General features: G+C 57.4%; 7 protein-coding genes. 3 read left to right on the top strand and 4 right to left on the bottom strand.

What is annotated here, in order from left to right:
* Window positions 1-382: 382 nt before the first annotated feature.
* Window positions 383-1888 carry an exopolyphosphatase gene (gene ppx / locus ABJK70_RS17245; RefSeq protein ID WP_347258574.1) on the bottom strand — a complete coding sequence of 502 codons (1506 nt, stop codon included), beginning with the start codon at window positions 1886-1888 and terminating at the stop codon, window positions 383-385.
* Window positions 1889-2040: 152 nt separating this feature from the next.
* Between ppx and ABJK70_RS17240 the strand changes: the two genes are divergently transcribed.
* Complete coding sequence (locus ABJK70_RS17240; RefSeq protein WP_077732316.1) at window positions 2041-2979, top strand: ABC transporter ATP-binding protein; 939 nt, start codon at window positions 2041-2043, stop codon at window positions 2977-2979.
* A gap of 27 nt (window positions 2980-3006) precedes the next feature.
* Window positions 3007-3771: an ABC transporter permease gene (locus ABJK70_RS17235; RefSeq protein ID WP_077732317.1), complete on the top strand. Its 765-nt coding sequence runs from the start codon at window positions 3007-3009 to the stop codon at window positions 3769-3771.
* A 244-nt stretch (window positions 3772-4015) separates the two neighbouring features.
* Here the strand turns inward: ABJK70_RS17235 and mepA are convergent, their stop codons facing one another.
* From mepA to ABJK70_RS17220, 3 genes are read right to left on the bottom strand one after another with little or no spacing between them, the layout of a single operon-like run.
* Window positions 4016-4834 carry a penicillin-insensitive murein endopeptidase gene (gene mepA / locus ABJK70_RS17230; RefSeq protein WP_347258573.1) on the bottom strand — a complete coding sequence of 273 codons (819 nt, stop codon included), beginning with the start codon at window positions 4832-4834 and terminating at the stop codon, window positions 4016-4018.
* Window positions 4835-4868: 34 nt separating this feature from the next.
* Window positions 4869-5951 (bottom strand): hypothetical protein, encoded by a 1083-nt coding sequence (locus ABJK70_RS17225; RefSeq protein ID WP_077732319.1) that lies wholly within the window; start codon window positions 5949-5951, stop codon window positions 4869-4871.
* Window positions 5944-7194: a hypothetical protein gene (locus ABJK70_RS17220; RefSeq protein WP_077732320.1), complete on the bottom strand. Its 1251-nt coding sequence runs from the start codon at window positions 7192-7194 to the stop codon at window positions 5944-5946. The genes ABJK70_RS17225 and ABJK70_RS17220 overlap by 8 nt, the downstream gene beginning before the upstream one ends.
* Window positions 7195-7361: 167 nt before the next feature.
* Between ABJK70_RS17220 and ABJK70_RS17215 the strand changes: the two genes are divergently transcribed.
* Entirely contained in the window at window positions 7362-7505 is a 144-nt protein-coding gene (locus tag ABJK70_RS17215; RefSeq protein WP_240502640.1) for a DUF2897 family protein, read from the top strand.
* Window positions 7506-7619: the final 114 nt, after the last annotated feature.

Here is a 7619-nt window from a genome sequence, read left to right as displayed (position 1 = left end):
CAGAGATGCCGTTTGCGATTGGAAGGGACCGACTAAAGGTCCGTTTGCGATTGGAAGGGTCGCGACTAAAGCGACCGTTTGCGATTGGGAAGGGATTGCCGACCTACGCTCTCCCCTCCCGGAACGAATCCGTACACCGGGATGGAAAACGCTCTATTAACCCGGCCTATAAATATAGGCCGGGTTAATCCGGGGCAGGGATGCCCCGGCGCGGCGACAAGCCGCGTGAGCCCAGGCCGGGCGTGTACCGGCCTGGGCGGCGGCCCGAAATACCAGGAGGGTATTTACGGGCCTGATTAATAATGTTCACTCGAATGCCGAATGGAATAAGCTCAGGACAGGCTTGTCCTCGGGGCACTCGTGACGCGTCTCGCACACCCTCTCAGAGATAAGTCAGTTCGATCCCGGCAGCGCCCAGATTGCCGGCTTCCTGCTCAAGGTCGGCGGCGGTTAGGGGGTGATTCTCCAGCCATTGGCTCGGGAACCGTAGATCGACTCTGGAATCGCTGAAGCCGAATGCGATATCGGGAGGCGGATTGCCGTGCCGGCTGCGGTTCAGAACGATGGCGAGCCGCAACAGCACCGCCAGAGGCCGCGCGGCTTCATTCCACGGTGGAGTCAATTCCTTAAAATATTTGAGGTGGAATTTCCGCCGGTGGACACGTACCAGGGCGGCCAGCAGCACCTGATCCTGGCGCGAAAAGCCGGGTAAGTCGGCGTTTTCGATGATGTAGGCGCCATGCTTGTGATATTGGCTATGAGCGATATCGAGGCCGATTTCGTGCAAGCTCGCCGCCCAATTCAGCCATTGTTCGGCCGTTTCCCGATCGATGCCGCCGATCGACGGAATCCGGTCCAGAAACGATTTCAGCGTCTCCTGAACACGGCCGACCTGCTGCAGGTCCACGTGATAGCGAGTCGCGAGCGCCGCCACCGTTCGGCTCCGAATATCGTCGTTGTAGATCCGGCCGAGGAGATCGTACAGCAAGCCCTCCCTCAAGGCGCCATCGGAAACGTGCATCTGCTGGATGCCCAGCGTTTTGAAAGTCGCGTGCAAGATGGCGAGGCCGCCGGCGAAGATCGGATAACGGTCCGGGTTGAGATCCGGGAATCCTGATTTGTCGACCCGTCCGAGACTCAAGAGCGTATCGACCAGCCGGTCTAGCCCATCCCGAGTAATGCCGTCCTTGCTCCACCCGCGGCCGACCAATATTTTTCGGATCGCCCGCGAAGTTCCGGAGGCGCCTACGGCTTCGTCCCAATGGTCCTTGTGAAAGGTATATTCAAACGGCTCCAGTTCATGTTGAGCCGCGATGACCGCATTTTTGAAGCGCTTGCTGGTGATCTTGCCGTCGGAGAAGTGAGCGAGGCTCATGGATACGCAGCCCATCCGCAGGCTTTCCTTGCGAAGCGGGACCTTGTCCACGCCGATGATGTATTCGGTGCTGCCACCGCCGATGTCCATCACCAGCCGCCGCTTGCCGTCCGTCGCCAGGCTTTGTGCGACGCCTTCGTAGATCAGCCGCGCTTCCTCGATACCGGATATGATGTCGATCGGATATCCCAGCACTTTTTCGGCTTGGATCAGAAACTGGCCGGCATTGCGCGCCGTACGCAAGGTATTGGTGCCCACCGCTCGAACGCATCCCGGCGGCAGATCCCGAAGCCTCTGGCCGAAACGATCGAGACATGCCAGCGCGCGCTGCTGCGCGTCTTGGGTCAGATGACGCTGGGCGTTGAGCCCCGCGCCGAGCCTGACCATCTCCCGAAGCCGATCGACGACGATCAGCTCTCCGGCCCGGAGCTTCGCGACGACCATGTGAAAACTGTTGGAACCGAGGTCCACGGCTGCGACGTGCTCGGGAGGGTGTTTTTGCGATTGACTCATGGAACCGTAGGAAGCGTAAGAGGAGAATTTAAGAGGGGTGGTATTTGTTACAATCTTGCGGTTATCGAGAGGCCCGGCGCGTGATTTCAAAGTCGGGGATTCTCGCGTCGCAGCCGTATTTTTACAAATATTGCCGGCAAAAACAGCCAGAAATGAACGCCCTTTCCATTCGTAATCTGCGGAAAACTTATAAGAACGGCTTTGAAGCCCTGAAAGGCATCGATCTCGATGTGAAAGCCGGAGATTTCTTCGCGCTTTTGGGGCCCAACGGCGCCGGGAAGTCGACTACGATCGGCATCGTCAGTTCCTTGGTCAGAAAGACCAGCGGAACGGTCGAAGTCTTCGGTCATGATCTGGATAAAGAGCGGGAGGCCGCCAAGCGCTGCATCGGCCTTGTGCCGCAGGAAGTCAATTTCAATCAGTTTGAAAAGGTTTTGGATATCGTCGTCAACCAAGCCGGATACTACGGCATTCGCCGGAAAGAGGCGTTGCAGCGCGCGGAAGAATGCTTGACTCAGCTCAGCCTATGGGACAAACGGAACAGTGTGTCGCGCCATCTTTCGGGGGGCATGAAACGGCGCCTGATGATCGCCCGGGCCCTGGTCCATTCGCCGAAACTTCTCATTCTCGACGAGCCCACGGCTGGCGTGGATATCGAGATTCGCCGCTCGATGTGGGAGTTCCTGCGGAAAATCAACCAGGAAGGCACCACGATCATCCTGACGACCCACTACCTGGAAGAAGCGGAAAATCTGTGCCGCCACATCGCCATCATCAATCACGGACACATTGTCGAGCACAATGCGATGGCGGATCTATTGAGAAAGCTTCACACCAATCGTTATATCCTCGAGCTGAGAAACCCCGCGCCGTTCGCTCCCACGGTCGAAGGCTACCAGCTGGAGCCGCTCGAAGACCATACCTTGGCCGTGGACGTGCCCATGGATCTGGGGTTGCACGGCTTGCTCGATCAGTTGGCCGCGCAGGGCATGGAAGTGGTCAGTCTGCGCAATGCGGCGAATCGCTTGGAGCAGCTATTCATTGATTTGGTGGAAAACCAGCGTATAGACCCGGCGCGAAAAACCGCCTGACCGAGTTGTCCGACATACATCAATCACATGCATCACCTCATTGCATTTAAAACGATTCTTTTCAAGGAAATTCACCGTTTCGTCCGCATCTGGCCGCAGACCATCCTGCCGTCGGCGATCACCACCTCGCTTTATTTCCTGATTTTCGGGACCTTGATCGGCGGGCGGGTAGGGCCGATGGCCGGGATGTCCTACATGGACTATATCGTGCCGGGCGTCATACTGATGTCGGTCATCACCAATGCCTACGGCAACGTCGTGGCGTCGTTTTACTCCACCAAGTTCCAGCGGAATATCGAGGAGTTGTTGATCTCGCCGATACCCAACTGGATCATTCTGGCAGGCTACGTCGGCGGGGGGATAGCCCGCGGGTTGGCGGTGGGCGGCGTGGTGGCCATCGTCGGGATGTTTTTCACCGATGTACGGCCGGCTCATCCCGGTCTCATCGCGAGCGTGTTCTTCATGACCGCGGCGCTGTTTTCGCTGGCGGGGTTCATCAATGCGGTTTACGCCAACAGCTTCGACGACATCTCTATCGTCCCGAATTTCGTTCTCACGCCGCTGGTTTACTTGGGCGGCGTCTTCTATTCCATCGAGCTGTTGCCCGAATTGTGGCGGAAGGTGTCCCTGGCGAATCCGATTCTCTATATGGTCAACGCCTTTCGTTACGGATTCGTAGGGATCTCCGACGTGGATATCCGGACTGCTTTCCTGATCATCGGCGGCTCGATTTCGATCCTCGTAGCCTGGAGCCTCGTCTTGCTCCGGCGCGGCACCGGGCTTAAGACCTAAGCTCAGCAATGGAAAGAGTTCTAAGAGCCTATCTCAGTAGGCCCAGTAGGCCGTTCGCCCTAAGCCTGTCGGAGGGTTTTGTGACGACTGGAATAGGCTCTAAACACCTATAAATTATTCCGCGCTCGTTGCGTCCATGGAGGACCCTCGGGATTTCAACACCGTGGCTCCTCCCCGATAGGGAACGATATTCGGCGTTCCACTCACCGCCGGTTCTTTTGGAAAATGATCGAGTGCCGGCGTCTTAATCGCCGTTCAGGAGCACTTGGCAGGCGTCAGGCATCGGGGGCTTCGGTGGTTCCGGCTTGGTCGGGCCCGGCGGGTGTTTTTGAAACCACCAGGAAAGGCTTGAATCGCAGCCGTCACCGGCCGGTAAGGGGGGCTGCCGGACGCATTCGGGGCTCTCGGCGGGGCAGGTGAGGCGAAGGTGGAAATGGTCGTGGTGGCCGTACCAGGGGCGGATTTTTCGTAACCAGCTGCGGTCTCCCCGAACCGTTCGGCAAAGTTCGCGCTTGATGTGCGCATTTACGAAGACCCGATCGATCTCGGGAATAGTCGCTGTCAGTTTCAACAGCCGCGCGTGCTGCGTACTCCAAAGCCGGCGATCCAACCCGTTCCCGGCGCGATTCAACAGGCTCGGGGCGGGAATGTTGGCGCGCCATCCGTCCGCATTCGAATAGAGGCCGGGATCGAGGTTGAACCAGACGTCGGCGTCGAGGCCGGTCTGATGGCTGCGGTGGCCGAAAGGCATGGGTCCCCCCCGCGCTTGAGAGAGATCGCCGACCTGAATCACCCCGATAGTTTCGTGGGCGCGCTTGCCCAAGGTCTGAATCGTCCGGATCAACGAAGGATGGCCGAAGTAGCGCTTCCGCTCCAAGTGCATGACGAGATAGCCATCGCCTTCCGTGGGCAGAGCGGCCGCCCCGCTGACGCAGCCGTTGTTGGTTTCGCCGATTGCGCGCGGAGGGCCTTTGATCGGGCCGGGAACCTCCGCCCAGGGATTAGCGAGAATAGCGCCGGGAACGGCAAAAAAAAGAATCAGTGCTCGTCGGATCGAACGCATGGCGGCCAGTGTTGGGAATGCGCGACAGCGAGACTTAGTCGCTGCCGGGGTTTTGTGCGACGCCGGAATCCTGCGAATTCAGCGTTTTGGAGTTTTCACCCAAAGGGAACCGACGCTTGGCGTTGATGACCCAGCCTTTGGCTTTGGCGATCTTGACGTCGTGTATTTCCTCTTCCAGGAGTAGGCGCTGGCGTTCCAAAGCGAGCAACTCGATTTCCCGCTTGAGCTGATTTTCGACATCATCCAAGGCTCCTGCCCGGCGGGTTTTTTCGGCCAGGTCGGCCTCCAGTTCCAACTGCTTCAAACGTGTCTCGTGGTGAATGCGCGCCTCGCGGAGACGCACTTCGCTGTCATACTGCTCGGCCGCGCGGGTTTCTTCCGTCGTCAATTCGGCGCGGACGTGCTCGGTCTCATGATCCCGTTGCGCCTTGCGCAGTTCGGCCTCGCGCCGAATCAATTCGAGCATTCGTTCTTCGTGCTCGAGCTTAAGTTTGCGTTCGTTCGTCTCGCGTTCGTAGTGCTCCCTCGCCAGCCTTTCGTTGAGCTGACGGCGGCGCCGGACCAACTCGAGATAGATGCCGTTGTGCTTGGCGTCGACGGTTTCGGCATACTCCTCGATATTATCCAGCTCGGCGAAAACAGTTCGGATCGTGCAGCGTGTGCGGCATTGAATTTCGCGCATGGCCAGCAGTTCGTTGGCGATGTTTTCGATGCGGCGCTCCATTAGAACGTGGTTATCCTCGAATTCCGTCTGTTCCAATTGTCGCAACTCGTGTTCCGCCGCATCCTGCAACAGCGTTAGATAATTGGCTCGGATATAGGCGCCGAGGTTCGCAATGTGGTCGAGATGCTCGTGTGCGTATTTAATGGTTGGCTGGAAGCGGATCGACAACTCGGCTTCGATGGTGCAAAGGGTTCCCAGCCTCAGAGGTTCCAGAGGGATCTGCCAATCTTCGATTTTCAGCTCGTATACACGGTGGTAAAAACGCCGGATAAAGCGGTTTGGACGAGGAAACACGCGGCGGTAAGGGCCGAGAACGGAGACGACGATGCGGCGGTCGCCTTCGAAACCCGCTTCCCAATGCGAGTTGGAGTCGAGTGGGTTGTCCTCAAACATAACCTTTCCTCGTCAGGGTGTCTTTGAGCTCGCTCTCGTTGGCCGGTTCCCCGGGAGTTTCGGTTGTCTGCCGGGGCCTGATGCGCTCGGCGATGATCGGGTAGAGGTTCGGGGCGAACTCCACCGATTTATCGTTTATCTTACGAAGATAACCCCGATTCAATAGAAACGCCACGGAAAACATCCGCGTCCAGTCGGAATAACGGCGGGCACGTTCCAGCTCGGTTTTCTCGATCACGAATTCCAATTCGTCATTCTTGTTGATGGTGAATTCGCCGAACTGGCGTAGTCCCAGATAGGCCAGTTCCTTTTCCTCTTCGGTAAGCGGGCCGGGCGCGGTGGATTCCAGCCGGTAGGAGAGGAACAGGATGAAGAAGTCCACCATGGCGGCGCAGGCCAGGGTAAACCAAGAGATGTTCTTCCACATGGCAAAGGACGGCGTGATGCCGAGGGAAAACTCGGCATAGGAGCCGAACCGGGGTGCCTCGATGGGTGGCGTACCATAGGTCGCGGCCAGGATTTCCGCTTCTCCTTGCAGACTCTGGAAGTTCCGGACCAGCCTTTCGTAAGCCTCGGAATTGTTTACCTGAAGCGAAAATTCCTGTAGGGAGCCTCTCACCTCGGACAAACGGTTTTCCATGCTCTCGGAATACGTGTTCAGTTGTTTCAGCCTGGCTTGTTCGCTTTGCAGAATCTCATTGTAAAAACCCCAGACTTTGCCCTTGCCTATCTGTCCCTGCATGCCCGGATGAGTGCCCAGGTAAGCCCGGGTGGCATCCTCCGACGCCTGCTCGACGCGCTTCTGTTGAGCCGCCGTGAGCTGGCTCTTGAGACCGACCACGCTTTCGATATAGCGGTTCGCGTCATGGACTACGCTGGTCTGTCGTTCGAGCAGGATGGCATCGCGCTGGGAAAATTCGTAAAACCTGAAATAGGCGAACGATATCGATATGGTCAGAGCCACTAACAGCGACAGCACCACGCTGAGATAGCGCAAGCGATTGGCGCGCCAGCGCATGCCGGCCAGTTCCAAAGTACAAATCACGATCATGGATTGCACGGCGATCGTCATGATCAGCGCGATCCACTGAGGAATGAAATAGCTGAGGCCGTAGCAGGTGTTGTATCCCTCTGCAACACTGAGCAGCAGGACGATCGGGATCGACAAAACGCGCAGCACGCCGATGAAGGTACTCTGAACGGCATTTAACAATTGGCCTATGTGCCAGGTTGTTTTGATCATGGGGCGTAGCCTTTGGCGCAGATGTTCTGCCGTTCGGATTTTATCGAGGGTTGATGGTTGAGCAATTTTCCCGGCATCGGTGTCGAAACGGTAAGAGTGGTTGGGGGCGGGCGCGTTTCCGGCTTATCCTAGAGTCTGACTCATGCATTTGTGAAGATGTGATTTTTATGGGAATGTTTTGGATCGCGATAGTGCTGGTGGTTGCCATTATTCTCGGTAATCTGATGATTCTGCTTCGAACCGCGAAAAAGCCCAAGATCCCCGACTCGGTCAAGCCAAAGCCTTACAAGGACGATGACGAGAACTGGTGAGAGCTTAAAGAAGCTACCGAGTCTTTCCCCTGATGGCGCAGCGGGATGGGTGCAAATTCGCCGGGATCCGGAAGCGACAAACGACGTTTGCCGTGAGGCCATGGGTGGTCTTAG

The sequence above is a fragment of the Methylocaldum sp. genome, from assembly GCF_039794385.1.
Taxonomy (GTDB): Bacteria; Pseudomonadota; Gammaproteobacteria; order Methylococcales; family Methylococcaceae; genus Methylocaldum.
The sequence above is the reverse complement of the archived record's forward strand: the minus strand, read 5'-3'. Positions and strand labels throughout refer to the sequence as shown.

Coding starts and splice junctions, on each gene's coding strand:
- ppx (WP_347258574.1), bottom strand. CDS start 1,888: ATGAGTCAATCGCAAAAACACCCTCCCGAGCACGTCGCAGCCGTGGAC.
- ABJK70_RS17240 (WP_077732316.1), top strand. CDS start 2,041: ATGAACGCCCTTTCCATTCGTAATCTGCGGAAAACTTATAAGAACGGC.
- ABJK70_RS17235 (WP_077732317.1), top strand. CDS start 3,007: ATGCATCACCTCATTGCATTTAAAACGATTCTTTTCAAGGAAATTCAC.
- mepA (WP_347258573.1), bottom strand. CDS start 4,834: ATGCGTTCGATCCGACGAGCACTGATTCTTTTTTTTGCCGTTCCCGGC.
- ABJK70_RS17225 (WP_077732319.1), bottom strand. CDS start 5,951: ATGTTTGAGGACAACCCACTCGACTCCAACTCGCATTGGGAAGCGGGT.
- ABJK70_RS17220 (WP_077732320.1), bottom strand. CDS start 7,194: ATGATCAAAACAACCTGGCACATAGGCCAATTGTTAAATGCCGTTCAG.
- ABJK70_RS17215 (WP_240502640.1), top strand. CDS start 7,362: ATGGGAATGTTTTGGATCGCGATAGTGCTGGTGGTTGCCATTATTCTC.